Source organism: Nitratireductor sp. B36, assembly GCF_020833685.1.
GTDB lineage: Bacteria > Pseudomonadota > Alphaproteobacteria > Rhizobiales > Rhizobiaceae > Nitratireductor.
This window is the reverse complement of sequence record NZ_JACKZY010000004.1, coordinates 199,537-221,760: the sequence shown is the minus strand read 5'-3', so window position 1 is coordinate 221,760 and position 22,224 is coordinate 199,537. Positions and strand designations below refer to the sequence as shown.

Genomic DNA, 22,224 nt, shown 5'->3' with positions numbered 1-22,224 from the left:
GTTGCGAGGGTGACGGGGGGCGGGTGAGAAAAATTTGCGCATTTCCCTGCAGGGCTTCGTTTATCCCCGGTGTTGCGGCATGGGTCCTCGGGTCGGGCCCGAGGACGACGAAGCAGTGGGGGGGCTCAGGCTGCGCGGCGGGCGGCGTAGGTGCCGTCGGGCAGCGCGGTGACGTGGCCATAGGCGGCCAGCGTGCGCAGATGCTGCTCCACCCTGCCCTCGATGCGCTTGCCGCCGCGCTTGAACTGGCGGGCGATCTCGGCTGCCGCCATGGGGCGGGCCTCGACGGCAAGAATACGCTCCACCGCAAGCGGCTGCTCGTAGGCATCGGTGGGGAAGGAGGGCCTGTCCCTGTCGATGGCGACCACCGGCGCATCGAGCGCCAGCTCGCCGCTTTTTGCGGCAGCGCCCTTTGCGAAACGGGGGATCTGATACTCCGGCCGCAGCCAGCGAACATGCCCTGCCGCCTCCTCCTTCGCCCGCTCGGCATTGAGCGCGACCAGACGTTCGAGGATTTCCTCGTCGGAGAGATCGTGCGGCCAGCCATAGGCCTCGGCGGTGAGCCGGTCGATGGTTTCGTGCAGCTCTTTGAGGATCAGCACGAGGCCGCGCGTCTTCACATCCTCGTCCTTATCCGAAAGCGCCTCGCCGGATTTGAGCTTTTCCAGCACGTTGTAAAGCCCGGTCATGGTGAGATCGGGATGCTCGGCCAGAACCTTTTTGCGCGTGGCATCGAGTTCTTCTCCGGCAGCGCGGAGCTTTTCGCGCAGGGCATCGGAGGGATCGGGGAATGGGAAGGGGTCGAAGCAGCGGGATTTTATGTAAACGGGGTCGTTTCCATATCCTAACCAACCTCCCAAGGTGGTAGCCCAATGGACATGTAACCTCGAAGAAAGAAGCGCCAGTTCGACGGCGGATGCCAAGGCGATGACAACAATTTTGTTGTCCGCCAAGATCGAGGCATCGAGAAACTGGAAAACGCGGTGTTTCGTGGTTTCGACGGTTGCGATGTAGCGGGGGAGGTTTTCGAGTGCCGGGCGTATCTCGCTGCGGGGACGGCCGAACTCCCACCAACTTTCCCGAATTGCGCGATCACGATTGTGATCTCTTTCGGTTTTCACCTTCTCAAGTAGGTGCTGGTAGCAGCGAGGATAGCGAGAACGGATTTCCTCTGGAGTTTGGCCGAAGAAATCCAACACCATAACCCCACGAGGTTTGGAGGTAAGGTCACGCCCATTGCGGTACTCTCGTATGTGTTTCTCCAGACCCTCTATTTCGCCCAGACCCAAATGCTGCGCTTCTTGTGGGGAAACGATGAACCCCGCACCAAAAAGCATAACGCCGCGAGAGCTGAGCCCAGTGTTGGACAACAGAGCTTCCGCAGCAGACACATCCACCCCCACGCTCAAATCCGAATTGATCTTCCCCACCCGGTTTTCAAACACGATTCTCGGCTCGTCGGTGTCCAGCGCCGCCTCGCGCACCACGTCGCGCAAAAGCCCCTCATGGCTGCCGGCTGCGCCCACGGTCATGGCGATGCGCACCGCCGCGCTGTCGCGGGTTGCCTTTGTCCAGGGGTGGTCGGGCACGGCATAGATGAGGCTTATGGGCTTTTTGGCATTGAGGTGGCGCTCCATGACGCGGCGCTGGAACACCTGGCTGATGGAATTGGTGGTGACGAAGCCGAAACGACGCAGCGGGGTTTTCTTTCGCGTCAGAAGCTCGGCGGCGCGGTCCCACCAATACATGACGAAATCCGCGCTCTCATTCATGTGTTTGTGCGCGGCCCACAGCGCCTCGGCATAGAGCGAGCCCATGCGCGAGCGAATGTCCTTGCCGCCGACAAAGGGCGGGTTGCCGACGATGAACTCCGCCTCTGGCCAGTCGGGCCGGCGTGGATTGGGGCAGGTTTCCACGCGCTCGCCATCCTTTTCCACGATTGTCGGCACGGGATGGCCATCCCATGTCAGCACCGCGTCATAGCCCTCGCGCCGGCCGAAATTGATGTTTTTGAACGCCTTGAGGATCGGCTCGGCGGGGTGGCCATCGCGGTTTTTATAATGCTGTTGCAGATAGCCGATCCACACGACAAGCTCGGCGATGGCCGCGGCGCGCGGGTTGATCTCCAGACCCAGAAACTGGTGCGGATCGACGGTTTCGCCCTCCAGCCCCAGCGCCTCGGTCTCGCCAAGGCGGGCCAGTGTTTCCAGCACCTCGCCTTCGAGCTTTTTCATCAGCTCCAGACTGACATAGAGGAAATTGCCCGTGCCGCAGGCGGGGTCGAGCACGCGGGTTTCGCAAAGCTGATGGTGGAACGCCTTGACCAGCTTGACGGCATCCTTTTCCTTGCCGCTCTCCTTGGCGGTTTCGGCGCGGGTGAGCACCTTGCGCCAGTCATCACGCAGGGGCTCCATGACGGTGACTTCCACCAGACGCTGCACATAGGTGCGCGGGGTGTAATGCGCGCCGAGCTTGCGCCGCTCGGTGGGCTCCAGCGCCTGTTCGAGCAGCGTGCCGAAAATGGCGGGGTCGACCTCGGTCCATTTTGCTTTTGCCGCCTGCCAGAGCTCGCCGATCTCTTCCCGCCCCAGCGGGAAGGCGCGGGCATTCTTGAACAAATTGCCGTTGAAATGGCGCAGATGGGTGCGGAAGGCGGAGAAGAAACGGTCGTCACGCCTTGGCGCGTCCATCTTTTTCCAGAGGTCCTCGACCAGCGGGACGAAGGCATCGGGCGATTTGGTGCAGTCTTCCAGAAGGCCGGTGAAGGAGGCCTCCGGCAGGAGCGCCACATCCTCGGCGAACATGGTGAAAATGCAGCGCATGAGAAAATGCGCCACCTCTTCGGGCGGGTGCTTCTTCTCCAGCGCCTTGCTGACGGCGGCGAGCCTTTCGGCGATCTCGCGGGTGACGCGGGCGGATTCGCGCGTGGGGTCGAGCGCTTCGGGATCGGTCCAGATCTTGCGCAGGCGCTCGCGGATCGCCTCGTCGCGCAGATCTTCCATATAGATGCGGAAGCCACGGCGGTCGGGAAACTGGTCGTAGGCGCGGCCGGTGCCGGTGAAATCGGCAAAGATCTCGATGGCGTGGCCGACATCGCAGACGAGAATGAAGGGCGGCGCGGGATGGCTGGCATCGAGGCGGAAGACATAATCCTCGGCCTGACGGCGCGCCTCCAGCATCATGCGGTCCCAGCCGCGGGCGACGGTGCGTTTGCCGCGCGGGGCGGGCTCTTCGGCAAAGAGTGCCGGCTGCTCGGCGCCGCGCCCCTGTTTCATGCGCGACTGCTTGGCCTCCAGGATGAAGGCGCCTTTCTTATAAAGGTCGATGCGCTTTGGGGCGGTGGTGCCTTCGCTCCGGCGCGGTTTCACGGCGCGCTCGAACACATAGTCATTCAGCGCGGTTTCGGAGCCGGCGACATCGGGATGGGGCAGGCCCAGCACATCGCACAATTCGGTGATGAACATGGCGTAATTGGCGCGCTCTGCCCCGCCCTCGCGCGCGGTCCAGCGCTCTATGAATGCCTCGACGTCCATGCTTCCCCCGGTCGCTACGGGTTGCACTTTATGCAACCGCCGTTGAAAGGCAAGGCGGTGATGGGGGAGTGAATGGTGAATGGGGGGCGCGCGTTTCAGCGCCGCGACACGCGCATCGGCAGGCCGCCCTGGGGCTGGGTGGTGAGCTTCTGGACGGGCCAGGGCTTCGTGTCCGGCAGCGTGTCGAAGCGGAAGCGGGAGAGGAGGATGGCGAGCGCGATGACGGCCTCCTGCATGGCGAAACTGGCGCCGATGCACACGCGCGGGCCGGCGCCGAAGGGCAGATACTGATAGCGGTCGAGCTCTTCGCGGTTCCCGGGGTGGAAACGCGACGGCATGAAGGCATCCGGCTCATCCCACAGGAGCCGGTGGCGATGGACCGTCCACGGCATGACGAGCACCTGTGCACCCTTGACGATGGTGAAATCGCGGTAGCCATCTTCCGCGAGCGCTTCGCGGTTTATCGAGGGCGCGGGTGGATAAAGGCGCATCGCCTCCTCGAAGGCGGCGCGGGTGAAGGGCATGGCATCGAGCCATTTCACCGGGTCGGGTTCGTGTGCGAGCACTGCGTCGATCTCGGCCTCGACCTTTTCACGCTCCCACGGGGCTGAGGCGAGGCAATAGATCGTCCAGCCGAGAGCGCGCGCCGTGGTTTCGTGGCCGGCACCGATGAAGGTGATGATGTTGTCCTCGATCTCCGCACGGGTGAGGCCTTCCGGCCCCTCGGCGCGCAGGAGGAGCGTGAGAAAGTCTTCCCGCACGTCGTGGCCGGACGCCATCTTCTCGCGGCGCATGGCCATCGTCTCGGCAACGATGTCGCGGAAGAATTTTAGCGAATTGCGGCCCAGAAGACGCGTGATGCGCGGGAGCCAGTCGGGTGCGCCCAGAAGATCGAGCGGGTCGACGCGGCCCATGGTCTCGAACAGGCGATCCACCTGATGGGCGAAACTGCCGGGCTCGCCGGCGATCTCGCCGGAAAAGAGCGTCTCGGCGAGAATGTCGAAGGTGAGGAGCGTCATGTCGCGGGAGACATCGACCGGTTGGTTCACGTTTTCGTATCGTGCGACGAAGGCCTGGGTGCGCTCGAGCATCGGCTTAGCGAAGCCGGCGATGTGGCGCGGGGTGAAGACCGGAGCCATGGCCTTGCGTGAACGGCGCCAGACCGCACCCTCGGCCGTTAAGAGGCCATCGCGCAGGATCGGGCGCAGGATCTTCTGGCGCACGCGGGCCATCCGGTAGTTTTTCGCGTTGTCGACGAGGACATGGCGGATGAGGCCCGGATCATTGGCGATGACGAGCGGGCCGCCGATCGTGTTGTCGATGGAAATCCACGGTTCGTTGTAGGAGGGCTCACCCCACAGTTCGAGCGGATTGCGATAGACGATCCGCATCATCTGGAGGGTCGAGGGTGGGCTGGTGCGCGGGCGCGGCGCAGGCGGCACGAAAGGCGCGGGCTGGCTTTCCATCAAAGGTTCCTTTCCCGCTTAATCTAGGGACGGGAGCCCCGGCGTTCAAATCGGCGTATGGCGAAAACAAGGCGGGAACCACATGATGGCTCAAGCATTATCGAGGCACCTAGGCCGATGATCTCAACCGGAGTGCACTCCTTTCCAAAACGGAAGGATACCGACATGAATTGGAATCAGATCGAAGGGAACTGGGAACAGTTCAAGGGCAAAGTCCAGCAGCAGTGGGGCAAGCTCACCAATGACGACCTGGATGTCGTTCGCGGCAATCGCAAAGAGCTGGCCGGCAAGCTGCAGGAACGCTATGGCAAGGCCGAGGAAGAGGCCGAGCGCGAGATCGACGACTGGCTTTCCCGCCACTGACCGCAACGCGGCATGACAATGAAGAGCCCCGCCGGAAACAGCGGGGCTTTGTCTTTGCAATCATCTGCGATCAGTGGTTTTCGTGGCTTTCGCCCGAGCCGCCGACGGCGACGATGTTGTAGGGCATGCCTTCCACCGCGATGTCGCGGGCCTTCTCGAAACTAACCGCATCGATGGCATGGACAACGCTCTTGAGCGGGTCGGTGACCATGATCTCGTCATGCGTGACAGCGATGCGCGGGCGTGGATCGGACCAGTGCCCGTCCATGGAGTAGGGTTCCGTGAGCTCAAGCGACCGGTCGATCTTGCCGGACAGGACATTGATGCGGTTGAGATTGCCGTCCTCGGTGAAGACATAGGCGAATTTGGGCCGCACCGGATCAACCACGAAATGCACGGCGCGTACCGGGAGCTCGATCAGACGGAAGGCGTCTTCATCCTCGGGGTCGATCAGCACGAGATTGGACTTGCCGAAATTTCCAAGGAAATACTGCAGCGCCTTGCCGCCGGCGAGGGTCGAGACCTTGAGGTCTTCCGGGAGGCCATCGCTATAGGCGATGTGGCGGATTTCCGGGGCATCGTTGCGGCCTCCCGTGATGAGAAGTAGCCCCGTATCACAGGCGATTGCCGTGATGTTGCCGGAGGTCGCTTCACCGTGCAGACCGGGGCAGGCAGCGGGCTCGCCGATGGCTGCGCCCTTTGCATCCACCACCTGAACACCCTCGGGTAATTCGCTCGGATCCTTGCTGTTGGGCACCGTTGCGATCGCGTGTGCGCCATAGGGGATGACAACGCCGTGATGAGGGGCTGAGGTCCTGATTTCGCGCATGTCGGGCTTTCCCTCGGAAACCGCCTTTTCCGATACGAGGCGCGCGACACCCTCGCCGTCGAAAAAGAGCGCGATCTCACCGAAATGCGCGACGAAATGCACTGGCTGATCGCCATTGATCGAGCCCTCCAGCGCCCTGGGTGCCGTGACCTCCATATCCGCATGATCGCCGTGATCATCGAAATGGATGCCGGTGGAGAAGGCCGTAACCGTGTTCGCATCGCGCTGCACGGCAAAGACGGTTTCATTGCTCTCGGTCGCATAGATGCGTGCCGGGGCCTTGAGCCGGAAGGTTTCGAGCACCTCCCCTTTCTCCGCGTCCAGGGCGCGCAGAACCGGTTCGCTGTGATCGGCGATGAACAGCCGCCAGGCTTCCTTTTCATCCGCGTGAAGGGGCTGTATGGTGGCGAGTGCGGTGCCAAGGGCAAGCACCCCCGGTTTCATGAGATGATAGAATGGGCGCATTACTATTCTCCTGTTTGTTATAACATTACAAGCTTGGGTTGAGTGTTTTGGTCTCGTCCAGGCGGTCTGTCGCGGCAGGTCAGCCGACGTGGCGGCTGATGCCAGCTCCCGCGCCCGCATTTGAGGGCGACGGCAGCTTTGCTGGCAGATCGCTGGCGGTGGCCGGAGAACCGGCTACTTGGCGAGGCAGCTCTTGAACGACGACGCCATGCCGCGCATCAATTCGAAATAGAGGTCTGGTCCGTCGGTGATCTCGGCGCCCAGCGGATCGAGAACACCGGATCTGGCATTGGTGCCCTCGGTCACGACCTCCACGAGCCTCGGCTCGAACTGGGGCTCTGCAAAGACGCAGGCGGCGTCGAGTTCACGAACCTTGGTTCGGATCTCATCCACGCGCTGCGCGCCGGGAATGACCTCGGGGCTGACGGTGATCGAGCCGGCAGCGGCAAGGCCGAAACGCTTTTCAAAATACTGATAGGCATCGTGGAAGACGATGAAGGGGCGGTTCCTGACGGGCTCGAGCTCGTCCGCAATCTCCGCGCTCAAAGCATCGATGCGCTCGTTGAGCTTCGCCGCATTGGCAGCGTAGGCTGAGGCATTCTCCGCATCGGTTTCGCTCAGGGCCTCGGCGATGGCGCTGACGATGGCTTTCGCATTTTCGGGATCAAGCCAGATGTGGGCGTCGGGGCCATGATCGTGGTGGTCGTGTCCCTCATGTGCATCGTCGTCATGTGCATGGTCGTCATTTGCATGGTCGTCATGGGCATGGTCCGTTTCGGCGTGATCCTTCTCACCCTCCTCGTGACCATGGCCTTCCTCATGATCACCGTGACCGTCTTCATCGCCATGGGAATGCGCTTCGAACGCACCGCCCTCCCGCATGTGGAGCAGCTTGATGCCCTCGCTTTCGGAGAGCGTCACCAACCTGGCCTCGCCAGCCAGTGTTTCAAGCGGTTTTGCCAGAAAGACCTCCAGATTGGGGCCGACCCAGAACACGACATCGGCAGCGGCCAGCATGCGCGCCTGGGAGGGGCGCATGGAATAGGTGTGCGGCGAGCCGGCGCCCTGCAGGATGAGCTGCGGCTCGCCGACACCTTCCATCACCCCGGCCACCAGCGAGTGAACCGGCTTGATGGAAGTCACAACTTCCTGATCGGCTGCGAACGCGCCCGTGACCCCTCCCGGTGCCAGCAGCGCAAGGGAGGATGCAGCGGCGAGTAAGAGGCGGAAGGATTTCATGGCTGGCTCCTGTCAGGCGTCGAACGAACGGGCGAATGCATGATCGCAAATGCAATCTTAACAATAATGTTATGACATTACACATCCTTGCGTTACGCTATAACGTGTGCCATATCCGCTGACAAGTCGGAAAAATGACCATGCTGGAAAAATCAAAAACACATGCCCAACCCAGTGGCGACATGCTGGTGGAGATGCACAATGCTGGCGTCAATCGCGGTGGGCGATGGCTGGTGCGCGGCGTGGATCTTGCCGTTAGAAGGGGCGAGATAGTCACGCTGATCGGCCCGAACGGATCCGGCAAGAGCACGACGGCCAAGACAGCGATCGGCGTCATTCAGCCGAACGAGGGGCATGTGCACCGCGCAAGCGCCCTTCGGATCGGCTACGTGCCACAGAAAATTGCGCTCGACTGGACACTGCCTCTCAGCGTGGAGCGACTGATGACGCTCACGGCTTCGGCAGGCCGAAAGGAGATTTCCGGGGCGCTCGAGGCGGCCGGCGTGGCGCATCTGGCCGCCCGGCAGGTGGCAGCGCTTTCGGGCGGCGAGTTTCAGCGAGCGCTTTTGGCGCGGGCCATGCTTCGCAAGCCGGATCTTCTGGTGCTCGATGAGCCGGTACAGGGCGTGGATTTTACCGGAGAAGTGGCGCTCTATGAGCTGATCCGCGACATCAGGGACCGGACCGGTTGCGGCATATTGATGATTTCGCACGATCTGCACATCGTGATGGCCGATACCGATACGGTGATCTGCCTTAACGGCCATGTGTGTTGCCGCGGGGAACCGCAAAGCGTGATGGACAGTCCCGAATACAGGAAACTGTTCGGAACGCGCGCCGCAGAATCGCTGGCGCTCTACCGCCACCATCATGACCACACGCATCTGGCCGATGGCCGTGTGCGCCACGCCGATGGGACGATAACCGCGCATTGCCATCCCGACGACGGCCACCACCATCATGATCATGCGGATACCGAACCGTCAGTAGAGGGAGGCCGCGATGCTTGACGATTTCTTCATCCGCGCGCTTTTTGCCGGTATCGGGCTTGCGCTTGTCACGGGTCCGCTCGGTTGTTTTGTCGTGTGGCGGCGCATGGCCTATTTCGGCGACACCATGGCGCATTCCGCGCTGCTGGGCGTGGCGCTCTCGCTGGTGATGGAGATCAACCTTATGGTGGGTGTCTTTCTGGTGGCTGCACTTGCCTCGCTGGCGCTTATCCTTCTGGAACGCCGTCGCGCGCTTTCCACGGACGCTCTGCTCGGCATCCTGTCGCATTCAACCCTTGCGCTCGGTCTTGTCATGGTCGCCTTCATGACCTGGGTGCGGGTGGACCTCATGGGCTTTCTGTTCGGCGACATTCTTGCCGTATCGAGAACGGATATCGCGATCATTTACGGCGGCGGCGGCCTGGTTCTTGCCCTGCTTGTCTGGCTGTGGCGACCATTGCTGGCTGCGACCGTCAATCCTGATATCGCTCAGGCCGAAGGGTTGCGACCGGAACGCTCGCGCCTCATCTTCATGCTGCTGATGGCAGCGGTGATCGCCATCGCCATGAAGCTGGTGGGCATCCTGCTTATCACGGCGTTGCTGATCATCCCGGCCGCCACCGCGCGACGCTTTGCGGGCAGCCCCGAAATCATGGCCGTGCTTGCCGCGTTGATCGGCGCAATTTCCGTGGCCGGCGGGCTGACGGCCTCGCTGCAATTCGATACACCTTCGGGTCCGTCCATCGTGGTGGCGGCGCTCGCGCTCTTTGTGCTCAGCCTCGCGCCCTCCCCCGTGATGAAAACGGAAACGTCCTCCGCGGAGACCAAACCATGAGTGCCGATCTGACCCGTAACCAGACGCTGGTGATGAAGACGCTGTCGGGCGCCGAGGCGCCGCTCAGTGCCTACACGATCCTCGACCGGCTGCGCGATGACGGGCTGCGCGCGCCTCTGCAAGTCTATCGCGCACTCGACAAGCTGACGGAGATGGGACTGGTGCACCGGCTCGAAAGTCTCAACGCCTTTGTTGCCTGCGCGCACCCCAATTGCCATGAACAGGAGCTGATCGCCTTTGCCATCTGCGAGGCCTGCGGCAAGGTGGAGGAGTTTTCCGACGATGTGGTCAAGGACCGCCTCGACGGCTGGACGCGCGCACACGGTTTCAGACCGGCCAAGACGACGATCGAGATCCGCGGAAATTGCGGCGGGTGTGTGGGCAAGGCCTGAGCGTCGTTCCACAAGCTGCTCACGTCTTCAAACATTTTCTAAACGTATTTCAGATCCCGCTCCTTGACGCGCGCCTCGAATCGTAACTACATAAGTTACATGAAACGAGACAGCCGCCTTTCCTCCGTTCTGCACGCGCTTCTTCACATGGCCGAAGAGGACGGGCCGATGACATCCGACAAGCTTGCCGAGTGTCTGCACACCAATCCCGTGGTTGTGCGACGTACCATGGGGCTTCTGCGCGAAGCAGGGATTGTGACGTCGGATCGTGGGCATTCTGGCGGGTGGCGTATCGCGGTCGATCTCAACACCGTGACGCTGCGCCAGCTTCATTCAGCCCTTGGGGAACCGGCGTTCTTTGCGATGGGAAACCGCAATGAGACACCCGAATGCCTGGTGGAACAGGCAGTCAACGCAGCACTCGACGACACGTTCATCAAGGCAGAAGCCCTTCTCCTGGAACGCTTTTCAGAAATCACGCTCGCCGATCTCGCCGCCGATTTCTCGCGCCGATACGCCGAGCAGCGAAAACAAGGACGCTAGACGATGGATCAGGATGTCATCATCATCGGCGGTAGCTATGCAGGCATGGCTGCGGCACTTCAACTTGCAAGAGCCCGACGCAGGGTTACGATCGTCGATGCGGGCCGAAGACGAAACAGAACTGCAAACCACTCCCACGGCTTCCTGAGCCGCGACGGTGCCGGCGCGGCGGAGATCGCACTGGAGGCCCGAAGGCAACTTGAAGCCTATCAGACCATCAGCATCCTTACCGGAAACGCTACTGCCGTTTCCGGCGAGCGCGACCGTTTTGTGGTGGAATGCGCGGATGGGGCGCACCATACCGGCCGCCGCGTGATTCTCGCCACGGGTGTGCGCGATCATCTGCCGGCCATCGACGGGATGGTGGAGCGCTGGGGCAGGAGTATCTTCCATTGCCCCTATTGCCATGGCTATGAGTTGAACAGGGGTCGTATCGGCGTGATCGGCAGTGGTGCCATGTCGACCCATCAGGCCGAGCTTCTGACCGAGTGGGGGGCCGTCACCTTCCTGCCCAACGATGCGCTGACGCTGGACCCTGAAACATGCGACCGGCTCGTCCAGCGCGGCGTGAACATCGAAACAGCCGGAATTTCACGGATTGCCGGGCAAGCGGATGTGGAACTTAGAGATGGTCGGAAGCTCTCCTTTTCCGGTCTCTTTGTCGCGCCGCGTGTAGAGCCTGCAAGCGACCTTCCGGTGGCGCTCGGCTGCGCGCTTCAGGAGACGCCCATGGGGACGCAAATCAAAACGGATGCATCCAAGGAAACCAGCATTCCGGGCGTCTTTGCCTGTGGCGATGTCGCGCTGGCACCGCATTCCGTATCGCTTGCCGTGGCAGACGGCGCGATGGCCGGCGCACAGGTTCACCGCTCGCTGGTCTGGCCCGGATAGGACCTGCATGCCTCCTTCACACATGATAGCCACCACTGCGGCGGAGGGGTATGAGGAGCGCGTGACGCGCCAGGTGCCGGGTCTCGCCGACATGCACCGGATGGCAGGCATTCTTCTGGCGGAGCATGCCCCGTGGAACGGGCACATCCTCGTGCTCGGTGCGGGCGGCGGGCTTGAATTGCGCAGTTTCGCACGGGCGTATCCCGGTTGGCGCTTCGAGGGGGTCGACCCCTCCGCGGATATGCTGGCGCTGGCCCGCACCACGCTCGGTCCTCTGCAGGACCGGGTCACCTTTCACCAAGGCTATATCGAAGACGCGCCCGATGGGTGCTTTGACGGCGCGTCCTGCTTTCTCACCCTTCATTTCCTGCCGCGCGCTGCCCGACTCGACACGCTGCGGGCGCTGCGTCACCGGCTCAAACCAGGCGCACCGCTTGTGGTGGCGCACCACTCCTTTCCCATAGACACATCTGCCGGCGAACAATGGCTAAGACGCAATGCCCGCTTTCACGCCGCTTCGGGGGAGGCGTCAAACCGTGTGATTGCGCAGATCGAAGCCATGCGGAAAAGCTTGCCGGCATTGTCACCCGAAGAAGATGAAGCCCTGCTTCAGGAAGCGGGCTTTGGAGATGTGGAACTGTTCTATGCAGGCTTCAGCTTCCGGGGTTGGGTGTGCCGCGCGCTTCCGGTTTCATGACCGGAGAGGACAACCCCCAGACGCGGTAAAGTTCGTTCAGCGCGCGGGCTGTGTGGCATTCAACGGCCGGAAGGCCCGAGGCGCGGACAATTTCCGCATATTTTTTGTCGCTGTCGCGGGTTTTGACGAGGATCCAGTGGATCATCTCCCATTTGATGCTGTCCCGGGCGCCTTCCAGATGCCCGGCGCGATCAGCCCGGTTGATCAGGGTCCGCTTCAGATATCGACCGATGCGCAGCCACGGGCTGGATGTGATGAGAATGATGCCGGTGGCACGAGCCAGGCGCTGCGGCATGAGACGGGAATAATTGCCCTCCATCACCCATTGGTCTTTCTCGATCGCTGCGTCATGCAGGGCCTTGAACTCGGCCTCCGACCGGGGTTGCCAGTCGGTGCCGGGCAAATGTTGCAATTGATCGAGATGGACCGCCGGCAAACCGAGTTTTGCGGACAGGGCGAGAGCCAGCGTTGATTTTCCAGCGTTGGACGGGCCGAGAATGACAATCCGCTCGCCGAGCGAAGCAAGAGGCTGCATAGGATCACCGGTGAGTTGCGTGCGAGGGGTGGCTGAAATGCGCCTTGCTCATGCCGATGTCAACCGCCATTGAATGCGCACAACAAGGCCCGGCCGATCTAGGGCGTGCTGCCGAAATATTTGAGGCGCAGTTCCTCCAATTCTCCGCTTTCCCGCAATGCGAGTATCTTCAAGGTAACTTGGCGCGCCAACGCGCTCTCATGAGGGAAAGCGAAGCCATATTTGTCGGGGTGGAAGAGACTGCCCACCACCGTCATTTCGTCGTCCGGATTGTGGTGTGCGTGATACTCCAGAACGGGAGCATCGCCGACGATCGCATCCACACGGCCGCTTTTCAACGCCGCAACGGCTGCGTCGAGATCCTTGTAGGGGCGTGTCGCAATGCCGAGTTCGGCGAGATAGTCCTCAGCCGAGCTATCGGCAATGACACCTGTGGTTTTTCCGGGAAGATCAGCCAGAGAATCAATCTGCTGTTCGAGAGAAACCGCGGTCATGACGCTCGTTACAGACGATGTAATATATGCAACCACCGCCACGCCGCAGACCAACCAGAGAGCGGACCAGATCCGCCCCACCCAACCAAACAGGTTTTTTCGCGAAGCCTTGCCAGTGGTCGCAATGGACATCACATGGTGGAAACTCTCTGCGATCCCTTCCCTCCATCGACGCGGGAAGTCCTTGTCGAAACGGCGGTCGAACAGGGTCAACAGAATGGTGGACACCACGATCACCAACACCAGCCATGCGTAGGCACGCAAATGGCCCGCATTGCGCAAGCCCGACACGACGCTTCCAAAGCTGGACGTTCCCTCGTCGGGAACCATGATGCGCATTCCCGAATCGTACCAGGGCTGGCTGAATGAAACTGCCTCGGCACGCCGCCGGGTGATGGTGAGATTGGTGACCGCAGCATCGACCTCCCCGCTACTGACCGCCGCAACCAGTTCGCGCAGGGTTGGATAGGCTGTGTAACGGGGTGTCAGCCCAAGTTCGGCAGACACCATTTCCCAAAGTTCAATCGCCATCCCCTCATAACGGCCGGGTGCGCCGGAAACGAAGGGTGGACTTTGAAAGATGCCTATCTGAGTTTGGGGGGCGATCTCAGCCTGGGGGACGATTTCCGGGGCAGGCTCCTGCGCGGGAGCCGGCTGCACCAACAGCAGAACCGGGAGCAGGCAATAACGGACCAGCGATAACGCTTTCCAAAGCAACGTTCTGAGCGTCTCATCAACTGCGCCGTGTTGAAACGGATGGCCGCCCCTCCAATACATCAGAGCCTCCTGTTTGTATGTCGTCACTCAACGGGAGGCTAAGAGGATGACCCGGAGACCTTTATAATACGTTTTTTACCGTTTTCTGCCGAAGCGCCTGCTCTAGCCCTTCTTCTCCACGTGATTGTTCCTGAGCCTGGTCACCGCGTTTCCGTGCGCGTCGAAACCTTCGTAGCGGGCAAAGCGCAGGGTGTGGGGGGCGAATTCGGCATAGCCTTCCGCCGTCACATGGCCAATGGACGAGGTTTTCATGAAATCGTGCACGCCGAGCGGCGAATGCGCACGCGCCATGCCCGAAGTGGGCAGAACCGCGTTGGGACCCATCGCATAATTGGCCATGGAGCCTGGTGCATACTCGCCCAGAAGGATTTCGGATGCGTTGCGGACCCGGGACAGATATTCGAACGGCGTCTTCGAGAGGATCTGCAAATGCTCCGGCGCGTAGTCGTTGATGAAGTCGAACGCCTGTTCGGGCGTGTCCGCGAGCACGATGCCGCCGCTCGTTCCACCCAGCACATCGGAGGAATAGCGCACGCGCTCGGCATTCATCTCGGCCCAGTATTTTGGCAATGCCTCCCGCACCTTTTCCGCGATCTCGCGGGACCAGGTGACCAGGAAATTGGAACTGTCGCTGCCATGCTCGGCCTCGACCAGGAGATCAAGCGCTGCGATTTCGGGATCAGCTGTCTCATCGGCAAGCACGATGCTCTCGGTGGGGCCGGCAGGAAGGCGCGAGGCGATCTGCCCCTGAAGAAGGCGCTTGGCTGCCGCGATCCACGGGCTGCCCGGCCCCTCGAACTTGGCGCAACGCGGCACTGTGGCCGTGCCATAAGCGGCGGCGGCGACGGCCTGACCGCCACCGGCCTTGTAGACATGCCTGACACCGGCAATGCGCGCGGCAACCAGCGTCGCCGCATCCACCTTGCCATCAGGCCCGGGCGGGGTGAGCACGATGGGCATGGGTACGCCGGCCACCACGGCGGGGATCGCTGTCATGAGGGTCATCGAAGGGAATGTGCCCTTGCCGCGCGGTGAATAAAGCGCGACGCTGTCGATGGGCGTGGCGCGCTCGCCGACCAGAACGCCGGGGCGGATTTCCTTCATCCACATTTCTTCAGGCCGCTGTGCCTCGTGAAAGCGGCGGATGTTGTCGGCGCAGAATTCCAGCGTCTCGATCATCTCGGGATCGAGCGCCTTGAAGGCGGCATCGAAATCCTCTTCCGTCGCCGCAATTTCGTGAGGGTCCACCTGCGCCTTGTCGAACAGGCGCGCAAACCGGGAAAGCGCCGCATCGCCTTCTTGCCGGACCGCGTCGATGATCGGAGCGACATTTTCGAGGAAATGAGTGAGATCGTCTTCCGTTCGCGTCAGCAGCGTCTTGCGCTCGTCAGCGGACAGTTTCGACAATTCGTGCCAGGCAACGCGGTTCGACATCTTCACTCTTCCTCGGGTTGTGCGACAGGCGGCTTTGCCGCCCGCGGCACGTATACCCTATTTTTCCCCAAGGCAAAGGTGGGAAACGGCTTAGCTCAATGCCCGGCTGGCGAGATAGGCAGCCTTTGCCGGCACCGAGAGCCAGGCCTTCGCCAACGCCACGCGCTCGGGCGTGTAGTGATGCTCGACATCGAGCATGTTGACGGTGCCGACCAGCGTATCGCCCAGCACCACCGGCAGGTTGATGACCGAGCCGCAGCCGAGCTTGCCGATCAGCGTGGCGTCGGGGAACACGGTGTCGATGTCGGCCAGCGTGTTGGCGACGAAGCACTCGCGCTTCTTGTGCACCGTCTCGAACCAGCGGTCATAATGGATCGGCTTGGTGCCGGAGACCGGATATTCTTCTGGATGCGAGGTATAGGAACGGCTTGCCGTTTCCGTCTTCATGTCTGCCGTCATGAAGGTGAACAGCTTCGTGCCAACCACGGCACGCGTCAGCTCCAAAAGCGCATCGAAGGGGGCATCCGGGGTCGTGGCGCGTGAAAGCGCTCGGTCGAATTCGGCCAGCGGGCCGGTGTAGTCGGTCATTTTCAGTCTCTGTTATGCGGGTTGGAGCGTGCCGCCGCTGGCGGCGTAGAGTTCGCGCGAATAGGAATCGGAAAGCCGACCCGTCTTCAGCGCATCCACCTCTGCGATCTCGACAACACGGCCATGACGCATGACCGCCATCCGGTCGCAGAGGAAGGAAACCACGGGCAGATTGTGGGTTACCATCAGATAGGTGAGCCCCTGCTCGCGGCGAAGCTTCTTCAGGAGGTTCAGGATTTCCGCCTGCACCGAGACGTCGAGCGCCGAGGTGGGCTCGTCGAGCAACATCACGCGCGGCTCCAGCATCAGCGCGCGGGCAATCGCCACGCGCTGCCGCTGGCCGCCCGAAAGCTGGTGCGGAAAGCGGAAGCGGAAACGCTGGTCGAGACCGACCGCGTCGAGCATGTCCTTCACGCGCGTGTCGCGTCCACCGATGCCGTGCACGGCCAGCGGTTCGGCCAGGCAATCGTCCACCGTCTTGCGCGGATGCAGCGATCCATACGGATCCTGAAACACCATCTGGCAGACTTTTGCGAACTCCCGGTCCGGCGCATGGCCGCGCGGCTTTCCAAGCACGGAAATCTTGCCGGTCCAGTCGGGCGCAAGCCCGCTGATCGCCTTCAGGATGGTCGACTTGCCGGAGCCCGACTCGCCCACCAACGCGAAGCTCTCGCCCTCGGCGACCCAGAAATCGACATCGAACACCACCGGCGTCTTGCCGTAGCTGATCGACAGGTTTTCGAGATGAATTGCGGCGTTCTTCATGTGCCCGCTCCCGTGGTCCAGGTGCTGCGGTCGAGCACCGGCAGTTCGTCGCGGTTCTCGTCCATGCGCGGCATGGCCGCAAGAAGCCCCCTCGTATAGGGGTGCGTCGCCTGGTTGAGATCGCTGGCCTTGCAGGTTTCAACGATCTCGCCGCTGTTCATCACGAGGATGCGGTCGCAATAGCGCGAGACGAGGTTCAGATCGTGGCTGATGAGGATCAGCCCCATGCCCTTGCCGGTCACCAGATCGTCGATGATGTCGAGCACCTGCGCCTGCACCGAGACGTCGAGCGCGGACGTCGGCTCGTCGGCGATCAGAAGGTCGGGCTCGGGGATGAGCATCATGGCAATCATGACGCGCTGGCCCATGCCGCCCGAAACCTCGTGCGGATAGAGGTTCGCCACCCGCTCCGGTTCGTTGATGCGCACGGCTTCCAGCATGGAAAGCACCCGCGCCTTCAGCTCGCTGCGCGGCAGCTTTTTGTGGGTAAGCAGCGCCTCGCCGATCTGCTCGCCGATGGTCATCACCGGGTTCAGCGAGAATTTCGGGTCCTGCATCACCATGGAGATGCGCGCGCCGCGAAGCTCGCGCATCTGCCGTTCGCTCTGCGACAGAAGGTCGATGCCGTCGAAGGTCATCCGGTCCGCCGTCACGCGGCCCGGCTTGCGGATGAGCCGCAGGATGGAGCGACCCGTCATCGACTTGCCGGAACCGGACTCGCCGACGATGCCCAGTCGCTCACGGCCAAGCGAGAAGGAAATGCCCTTCACCACGTCGACCGGTCCCCTGGACGTCGGGAAGGTGACGGTCAGGTTTTCGATTTCAAGCAGCGGTGCGCTCATTGCTTTTCTCCCTGCTTGGGATCGAGCACATCACGCAGACCATCGCCCAGGAAGCAGAAGCCGAGGCTGACGAGAATGATCGCAAAGCCCGGCATGGTGGCGACCCACCACTGATCGAGGATGAAGTTGCGTCCGCGCGAGATCATCGCGCCCCATTCAGGAAGCGGCGGCTGCGCACCGAGACCGAGGAAGCCGAGGCCGGCGGCGGTGAGAATGATGCCCGCCATGTCGAGCGTGACGCGCACGATGGTGGAGGACGCGCAGAGCGGCAGCACGTGACGCAGGATGACCCGCGTCGCCGAAGCGCCCTGCAGCCTGACCGCCGAGATGAATTCCGAATCCCGAAATGTGATCGTCTCGGCGCGAGCGATGCGCGCATAGACCGGCCATGCGGTGATGGCGATGGCGATGATGGCGTTTTCGATGCCCGGCCCGAGTGCTGCCACGAAGGCAAGCGCCAGAATGAGCTTCGGCATGGAGAGGAAGATGTCGGTCACGCCCATCAGGACGCGGTCGACCCAGCCGCCGAAATAGCCGGACACCGCACCGACCACGAGGCCGATGGGGGCGGCGATGACGGCCACCATGGTGACGATCAGAAGCGTGATGCGCGCACCATAGACAACGCGCGAATAGATATCGCGGCCAAGCTCATCCGTGCCCATCCAGTGCTCGGCGGAGGGCGGCATGAGGCGGTTTGCGAGATCCTGCCCAATAGGGGAGTAGGGCGCAATCAGCGGTGCGAAGATCGCCATGACGACCAGCACCAGCACGATCAGCGCGCCGACAACGGCGAGCGGATTGCGCAACAGTGCGGTCCAGACGCGCCATGCGCGGCCCATATTGGCCTGCAGGCGCGAGGTGGGGGAATCGTCGAGAAGCCAGTCAATCATCGGCGTGCCCTCGGGTCGAGGATGCGGTAAAGCACATCGGAAATCTTGTTGATCATGATGAAGACAGCGCCAATCACCAGCGTCGCGCCGAGAACGGCGTTCATGTCGGCGGTCAGAAGCGCGGTCGTGAGATAGTTGCCTATGCCCGGCCACGAGAACACGGTTTCGATCATCACAGACCCTTCCAGAAGTGCTGCATAGGACAGGCCGATCACGGTGATGAGCTGGATGCGGATCGGATAGAACGCATGCCGCCAGATGACGCGGCGCTCGGACACGCCCTTTACGCGCGCCGTGGTGACGTATTCCTGCCCGAGCTGGTCGAGCATGAAGGAGCGCGTCATGCGGGCGATATAGGCGAGCGAGAAGAAGCCGAGGATCGATGCCGGCAGCATCAGATGGTCGAGCGCGTTCCAGAAGATGTCCCACTCGCCGGCGATCACGCTGTCGATGAGATAAAGCCCGGTCACGGGATCGAGCAGGCCGTCATAGAAGATATCGACGCGGCCCGGACCGGCAACCCAGCCAAGCCCCGCATAGAAGACGGCGAGACCGACAAGGCCGAGCCAGAAGGCAGGCACCGAATAGCCGAGCAGACCGAGCACGCGGATCACCTGATCGATCCAGCTGCCCTGATGCGTGGCGGCTACCACGCCCATGGGCACGCCCAAGACGACACCGATGATGATGCCGATGGTGGCCATTTCCAGCGTCGCGGGGAAGACGCGCGCCAGATCGTCGACCACCGGACGCCCGGTGGAGATCGACATGCCGAGATCGCCTGTCAGAACATCACCCACATAGGCGAAGAACTGCACGATGAGCGGGCGGTCGAGGCCCATGGCCTGACGTGCTGCCTCATAGACCTCCTGTGTCGCCCGGTCGCCAACGACCGAGAGCACGGGATCGATCGGGACGACACGACCGATGAAGAAGGTGATGGCCAGAAGGCCGAGAAATGTGCCGGCAACGACGACCACGAAACGCAGAACGCTCGCAACGCCCTCAAAGGCACGGCCGGCCAGCATGCCCATGCGTGCGCCGGCAGCCCCGGTGGATGGTTCAAACGCCATGGCTTTTTCGCTCTCTGGCCGCGGTTTCTTTGAATGGATGCCCCAAACGCGCCCCCTCTCCCCTAGCTGACCTGCAAGCCGGCGCGCGCACCACCAAGAAGCCAACATCCTGTTTTCATGCAGTTTTGCGGCGCAAAAACCCGTCTCGCGCCCTGCAGAACCTTTAAAAAAGAGCTTGGATCATACAAAAAAATCTGGTTACATCAAAAAAATTTTTGTGGGGGAAAAATCTTTGAGCACGCAGCCGGCCCGCGCCACACCCGATGTCGACACCCGAATTGGTGTGCTGATACGCGCTCGCCGAAAGCAGCTCGGCCTTACCCTGCAGCAACTGGGAGAGGCGTCCGGCCTCTCCGTGGGCTATCTGAGCCAGGTGGAGCGCGACAACGCCACGCCGACGCTCGGTTCGCTCGCCGGTATTGCCCGCGCGCTGGGTGTCGGGCTCGATTATTTCGTCGCCCAGCCCCGCGCCGAGGACGGGCTGACGCGGGCTGAAAGCCGCCAGCAGTTTTCAATCGCCGGCTCCTCTATCATCTATGAGCGGCTCGGGACGGAGTTTCCCGGCAGCCAGCTATCCTCCTTCGTGCTTACCGTGCCTCCCGGCTATTCCTCGGAGACAGTGAGCCATGAGGGCGAAGAGCTGATCTACATTCTCGAAGGCACCATCACCCAGTATCTCGACGGCGAGGAAATGGTGATGAAGGCCGGCGACAGCCTGCATTATCGCGGCAACACCCCGCATGCCTGGAAGAACACCACCGATACACCGGCCCGCCTTTTGTGGACCGGCACGCTGACCGTGTTCGGCGCCAATGGCCAGGCCAACAATCGCATCGAACTGGTTTCGCCGGACAAGGCCTCCGGCAAACCACCAAGAAAAACCAAGAGCAATTCCTGATCCAAAAAGGAGGAGAACATGATGAAGCTCTTCAAGACGGCGCTCCTTGCCGCCGCCCTCACCATGCCGCTTTCGCAGCATGTGCTCGCAGCCACGCCGGACAATGTGCTGGTCGTCGCGCAGAACATCGACGACATCGTCGCCATCGATCCAGCACAGGCCTACGAGTTCTCGTCGGGCGAGCTGGTCACCAACATCTATGACCGTCTCGTTCAGTATGACGCCGAAGACCCGACGGTGCTCGCTCCCGGCCTTGCAGCCGAGTGGGATGCCGATGCGGAAGCAAAGACCATCACCTTCACCATGCGCGACGGCGCGACCTTCCACTCGGGCAACCCGGTGCGCGCGGAAGACGTGGCGTTTTCCTTTGCCCGCGTCATCAAGCTGAACCTCACCCCGGCGTTCATTCTCGCCCAGCTCGGCTGGACGGCGGAGAATGTGGACCAGATGGTCACCGTCGACGGCAACAAGGTTGTCGTGAAATATGAAGGCGACTTCTCGCCTGCCTTCGTGCTCAACGTGCTGGCCGCCCGCCCGGCTTCCATCGTCGATGAAAAGACGGTGATGGAGCATGAAGAAAACGGCGACATGGGCAACAAGTGGCTCAATTCGAACTCTGCCGGTTCCGGCCCGTTCAAGCTGACGGCCTATCGCCCAGGCGAGCTGGTGCGCATGGGCGCCAATGCCGACTACTTCAAGGGTGCGCCTAAGGTCGAGAACGTCATCATCCGTCACGTGGCGGAAGCAGCAACCCAGCAGCTTCTCCTTCAGTCGGGCGATGTGGACATGGCCCGCAACCTGACGCCGGACCAGATCAACGGCATCAGCGCCGACAACATCAAGGTCGAGACTTATCCGCAGGCCGCCGTGCATTTCGTCTCCTTCAACCAGAAGACGGAAGCGTTGCAGCCGGAGGCCGTCTGGGAGGCCGCGCGCTACCTCGTCAACTACGAAGGCATGACCGAAAGCTTCCTCAAGGGACAGATGGAAATCCATCAGGCCTTCTGGCCGAAGGGCTTTCCCGGCTCCTATGACGAGACGCCCTACACCTATGACCCGGAGAAGGCGAAGCAGATCCTTGCCGACGCCGGTGTGGAAACGCCGATCAACGTGACGCTCGACGTCATCAACTCGACGCCGTTCACCGACATGGCGCAGTCGTTGCAGGCAAGCTTTGCGGAAGCCGGCATCAATTTCGACATCATCCCCGGCACGGGCTCGCAGGTCATCACCAAGTATCGCGAGCGCAGCCACGAGGCGATGTTGCTCTACTGGGGCCCGGACTTCATGGATCCGCACTCCAACGCGAAGGCCTTCGCCTATAACCGCGACAATTCCGACGACAACTACCAGGCCACCACCACATGGCGGAACGCCTGGGCCGTGCCGACGGAGATGAACGACAAGACCGCTGCAGCACTGGCCGAATCCGACGCCGACAAGCGCAACGCGATGTATGTCGAGCTGCAGAAGGAGGTGCAGGCCAAGTCGCCGATCGTCATCATGTTCCAGGCTGCCTATCAGGTCGCCATGGACAAAAAGGTGAACGGCTATGTGAACGGCGCCACCTCCGACTTCGTCTACTACCGGCTCGTCACGAAAGACTGATCAAAGCCGCATCATTCGAGGCCGCCCCGCCAGCCGTGGCGGCCTCTCTTCTTTTCAAAGCGCCTCTCTCTCATT

Annotated in this window: 21 protein-coding genes; 9 read left to right on the top strand and 12 right to left on the bottom strand. The window is 61.9% G+C overall.

Features of this window, described 5'->3' with window-relative positions; translation table 11 throughout:
* Positions 1-125: 125 nt before the first annotated feature.
* Both H7H48_RS17355 and H7H48_RS17350 read right to left on the bottom strand, forming a co-directional pair.
* A complete protein-coding gene (locus H7H48_RS17355; RefSeq protein WP_229450306.1) occupies positions 126-3,533 on the bottom strand; it encodes a DNA methyltransferase in 3,408 nt (1,135 codons plus the stop codon).
* Positions 3,534-3,628: 95 nt separating this feature from the next.
* Positions 3,629-4,999 carry a cytochrome P450 gene (locus tag H7H48_RS17350; RefSeq protein WP_229450305.1) on the bottom strand — a complete coding sequence of 457 codons (1,371 nt, stop codon included), beginning with the start codon at positions 4,997-4,999 and terminating at the stop codon, positions 3,629-3,631.
* Between the two features lie 165 nt (positions 5,000-5,164).
* On the opposite strand from H7H48_RS17350, the gene H7H48_RS17345 reads away from it, so the two are divergent.
* Positions 5,165-5,362: a CsbD family protein gene (locus H7H48_RS17345; protein WP_229450304.1), complete on the top strand. Its 198-nt coding sequence runs from the start codon at positions 5,165-5,167 to the stop codon at positions 5,360-5,362.
* A gap of 70 nt (positions 5,363-5,432) precedes the next feature.
* On the opposite strand, the gene aztD is transcribed toward H7H48_RS17345, so the two are convergent.
* Together aztD and znuA are read right to left on the bottom strand one after the other, a co-directional pair.
* A complete protein-coding gene (gene aztD / locus H7H48_RS17340; RefSeq protein WP_229450303.1) occupies positions 5,433-6,656 on the bottom strand; it encodes a zinc metallochaperone AztD in 1,224 nt (407 codons plus the stop codon).
* A 174-nt stretch (positions 6,657-6,830) separates the two neighbouring features.
* Positions 6,831-7,895 carry a zinc ABC transporter substrate-binding protein ZnuA gene (gene znuA, locus H7H48_RS17335; RefSeq protein ID WP_229450302.1) on the bottom strand — a complete coding sequence of 355 codons (1,065 nt, stop codon included), beginning with the start codon at positions 7,893-7,895 and terminating at the stop codon, positions 6,831-6,833.
* A 140-nt stretch (positions 7,896-8,035) separates the two neighbouring features.
* Here znuA and H7H48_RS17330 point away from each other — a divergent pair, with 140 nt between their 5' ends.
* The 6 genes from H7H48_RS17330 to H7H48_RS17305 all read left to right on the top strand — a co-directional run bounded on the left by H7H48_RS17330 (position 8,036) and on the right by H7H48_RS17305 (position 12,242).
* Positions 8,036-8,905: a metal ABC transporter ATP-binding protein gene (locus H7H48_RS17330; protein ID WP_229450301.1), complete on the top strand. Its 870-nt coding sequence runs from the start codon at positions 8,036-8,038 to the stop codon at positions 8,903-8,905.
* A complete protein-coding gene (gene znuB, locus H7H48_RS17325) occupies positions 8,898-9,719 on the top strand; it encodes a zinc ABC transporter permease subunit ZnuB (RefSeq protein ID WP_229450300.1) in 822 nt (273 codons plus the stop codon). The genes H7H48_RS17330 and znuB overlap by 8 nt, the downstream gene beginning before the upstream one ends.
* A complete protein-coding gene (locus tag H7H48_RS17320) occupies positions 9,716-10,111 on the top strand; it encodes a Fur family transcriptional regulator (RefSeq protein ID WP_229450299.1) in 396 nt (131 codons plus the stop codon). The genes znuB and H7H48_RS17320 overlap by 4 nt, the downstream gene beginning before the upstream one ends.
* A 99-nt stretch (positions 10,112-10,210) precedes the next feature.
* Positions 10,211-10,654 carry an Rrf2 family transcriptional regulator gene (locus H7H48_RS17315; RefSeq protein ID WP_229450298.1) on the top strand — a complete coding sequence of 148 codons (444 nt, stop codon included), beginning with the start codon at positions 10,211-10,213 and terminating at the stop codon, positions 10,652-10,654.
* Positions 10,655-10,657: 3 nt separating this feature from the next.
* Positions 10,658-11,545 carry an NAD(P)/FAD-dependent oxidoreductase gene (locus H7H48_RS17310; RefSeq protein ID WP_229450297.1) on the top strand — a complete coding sequence of 296 codons (888 nt, stop codon included), beginning with the start codon at positions 10,658-10,660 and terminating at the stop codon, positions 11,543-11,545.
* A gap of 7 nt (positions 11,546-11,552) precedes the next feature.
* The gene (locus H7H48_RS17305; RefSeq protein WP_229450296.1) at positions 11,553-12,242 is read left to right on the top strand and encodes a class I SAM-dependent methyltransferase; all 690 of its coding nucleotides are present in this window, start codon (positions 11,553-11,555) and stop codon (positions 12,240-12,242) included.
* Here H7H48_RS17305 and H7H48_RS17300 read toward each other — a convergent pair.
* From H7H48_RS17300 to H7H48_RS17265, 8 genes are all read right to left on the bottom strand, one after another.
* Positions 12,199-12,777 (bottom strand): AAA family ATPase, encoded by a 579-nt coding sequence (locus H7H48_RS17300; RefSeq protein ID WP_229450295.1) that lies wholly within the window; start codon positions 12,775-12,777, stop codon positions 12,199-12,201. The genes H7H48_RS17305 and H7H48_RS17300 overlap by 44 nt on opposite strands.
* A gap of 98 nt (positions 12,778-12,875) precedes the next feature.
* On the bottom strand, positions 12,876-14,048 hold the full coding sequence (locus H7H48_RS17295; RefSeq protein WP_229450294.1) for a transporter substrate-binding domain-containing protein: 1,173 nt from the start codon (positions 14,046-14,048) through the stop codon (positions 12,876-12,878).
* Positions 14,049-14,150: 102 nt separating this feature from the next.
* The gene (hisD, locus tag H7H48_RS17290; RefSeq protein ID WP_229450293.1) at positions 14,151-15,482 is read right to left on the bottom strand and encodes a histidinol dehydrogenase; all 1,332 of its coding nucleotides are present in this window, start codon (positions 15,480-15,482) and stop codon (positions 14,151-14,153) included.
* Between the two features lie 90 nt (positions 15,483-15,572).
* Positions 15,573-16,070, bottom strand: a complete 498-nt coding sequence (locus tag H7H48_RS17285) for a GAF domain-containing protein (protein WP_229450292.1) — start codon at positions 16,068-16,070, stop codon at positions 15,573-15,575.
* Between the two features lie 12 nt (positions 16,071-16,082).
* Positions 16,083-16,835, bottom strand: coding sequence for an ABC transporter ATP-binding protein (locus H7H48_RS17280; RefSeq protein WP_229450291.1), 753 nt, complete (start codon positions 16,833-16,835; stop codon positions 16,083-16,085).
* Complete coding sequence (locus H7H48_RS17275) at positions 16,832-17,677, bottom strand: ABC transporter ATP-binding protein (RefSeq protein WP_229450290.1); 846 nt, start codon at positions 17,675-17,677, stop codon at positions 16,832-16,834. Before H7H48_RS17275 ends, H7H48_RS17280 begins: the two co-directional genes overlap by 4 nt.
* On the bottom strand, positions 17,674-18,570 hold the full coding sequence (locus H7H48_RS17270) for an ABC transporter permease (protein ID WP_223004617.1): 897 nt from the start codon (positions 18,568-18,570) through the stop codon (positions 17,674-17,676). Before H7H48_RS17270 ends, H7H48_RS17275 begins: the two co-directional genes overlap by 4 nt.
* Complete coding sequence (locus tag H7H48_RS17265; RefSeq protein WP_370633416.1) at positions 18,567-19,643, bottom strand: ABC transporter permease; 1,077 nt, start codon at positions 19,641-19,643, stop codon at positions 18,567-18,569. Before H7H48_RS17265 ends, H7H48_RS17270 begins: the two co-directional genes overlap by 4 nt.
* Before the next feature lie 232 nt (positions 19,644-19,875).
* Here H7H48_RS17265 and H7H48_RS17260 point away from each other — a divergent pair, with 232 nt between their 5' ends.
* Both H7H48_RS17260 and H7H48_RS17255 read left to right on the top strand, forming a co-directional pair.
* Complete coding sequence (locus H7H48_RS17260) at positions 19,876-20,541, top strand: helix-turn-helix domain-containing protein (protein ID WP_229450289.1); 666 nt, start codon at positions 19,876-19,878, stop codon at positions 20,539-20,541.
* A 21-nt stretch (positions 20,542-20,562) separates the two neighbouring features.
* The gene (locus H7H48_RS17255) at positions 20,563-22,149 is read left to right on the top strand and encodes an ABC transporter substrate-binding protein (RefSeq protein WP_229450631.1); all 1,587 of its coding nucleotides are present in this window, start codon (positions 20,563-20,565) and stop codon (positions 22,147-22,149) included.
* Positions 22,150-22,224: the final 75 nt, after the last annotated feature.